Origin of the sequence: Pseudoalteromonas rubra (assembly GCF_005887095.1) — a bacterium.
Lineage (GTDB): Bacteria > Pseudomonadota > Gammaproteobacteria > Enterobacterales > Alteromonadaceae > Pseudoalteromonas > Pseudoalteromonas rubra_E.
Genome location: NZ_PNCI01000193.1, coordinates 1 through 278 on the forward strand (window position 1 = coordinate 1; position 278 = coordinate 278).

Sequence of the window (278 nt, forward strand, 5' to 3'; positions counted from 1 at the left end):
GCCCTGCGCAATCAACAGCTGTGCCCATTGATTAACCAAAGCGTCCAGTTGCTGATAAGCTATCTGCGCAGCGCCCTGACGAATAGCAATCGCATTTGGGGTCGCATTAGCCGGAGCACTGAACCAGGCATGGAAGGGCACCTGCTCAGTAACCTGATGGCGGGTATCATTACACGCGGCAAGCTCTTCATGTGCCAGCGGGTCGATCATGTCCAGTTGAGCCAGAGGAGTATGGGGCTGGTTCCCAACCGCCCGGGCCACCGTGGCAAAACTGCGTG

General features: G+C 57.6%; 1 protein-coding gene. It reads right to left on the reverse strand.

The annotated features are described in order from the left end of the window. Positions 1 to 278: hypothetical protein (locus CWB99_RS24370; RefSeq protein WP_171045455.1), on the reverse strand; the 278-nt coding region annotated here is incomplete at both ends.